Source organism: Paracoccus angustae (assembly GCF_042648745.1).
Classification (GTDB): Bacteria; Pseudomonadota; Alphaproteobacteria; order Rhodobacterales; family Rhodobacteraceae; genus Paracoccus; species Paracoccus angustae.
This window is the reverse complement of record NZ_JBHRXY010000119.1, coordinates 1-1,050: the sequence shown is the minus strand read 5'-3', so window position 1 is coordinate 1,050 and position 1,050 is coordinate 1. Positions and strand designations below refer to the sequence as shown.

At 63.1% G+C, this 1,050-nt stretch carries 1 protein-coding gene; it reads left to right on the top strand.

Annotation, left to right across the window (positions count from 1 at the left end; translation table 11 throughout):
* Nucleotides 1-63: 63 nt before the first annotated feature.
* Complete coding sequence (locus tag ACFOM8_RS23015) at nt 64-996, top strand: IS5 family transposase (protein ID WP_377764685.1); 933 nt, start codon at nt 64-66, stop codon at nt 994-996.
* The last annotated feature ends 54 nt before the right edge of the window (nt 997-1,050 follow it).

Here is a 1,050-nt window from a genome sequence, read left to right as displayed (position 1 = left end):
GGCTCTGTTGCACAAATCCTGTGAGGGACTCATCTCGTGAATCCAGCATGGTAGCTGGGTTGCATGAACAGACCGACACTACCGACCTACAAGACCAGGAACTGGCCAGCCTATAACGAAGCGCTCAAGCGCCGCGGCTCGCTGACGATCTGGTTCGATCCCGGGATGAATTGGGACGCCGTGCCGACAGGCAGGCGTGGCCGCCAGCAGACCTACAGTGACACCGCCGTCCAGACGTGCCTGACGATGAAGGTTCTGTTCGGCATGGCGCTCCGGCAGACGACCGGTTTTGTAGAGAGCCTGCTGAGGCTGGTTGGCCTCGCCTGGACGGTGCCTGACTTCAGCACGCTGTCCCGCCGTCAGAAGACCCTGGCCGTCAACATCCCCTACCGTGGGTCGAAGGGCCCGCTCCACCTGTTGATCGACAGCACCGGGATCAAGGTCGAGGGCGAAGGCGAATGGCACGCTCGCAAGCATGGTGGCCCCAAACGACGGGTCTGGCGCAAGATCCACCTCGGGATCGACGAGGAAACGCTGGAGATCCGAGCCGTCGAGATTACCGGGAGCCACATCGGAGATGCGCCGGTGCTGCCCGACCTGCTGGACCAAATCCCGCCGGAGGTTGAGATCGGCAGTGTCACCGCAGACGGCGCCTACGATACTCGCAAATGCCACGACGCCATTGCTGACCGCGGCGCCCATGCTGTCATCCCGCCACGAAAGAACGCAAAGCCATGGAAGGCCGTCACCGCCGGCGCCGCCGCGCGAAATGAAATTCTGCGGGCCTCCAAATATCTCGGCCGAGCCCTGTGGCGACGATGGAGCGGATACCACCGACGAAGCCGCGTCGAGACGAAGATGCATTGTGTGAAACTGCCGGGGCAGCGCCTGATGGCACGGGACTTCGACCGCCAGGTCGCCGAGCTTCAGGTCCGTATCGCCGTCCTGAACGGCTACACCGCGCTCGGCATACCCGTCACAGAGCCCATGGGATGAGTCCGTCCGGGAAAGGGGAACCTCGGCGTTCAGCCGATTTGTGCAACAGAGCCC

What these genes read in the sequence shown, in the direction of transcription:
- ACFOM8_RS23015 (WP_377764685.1), top strand. Translation starts at nt 64, where the DNA reads ATGAACAGACCGACACTACCGACCTACAAGACCAGGAACTGGCCAGCC.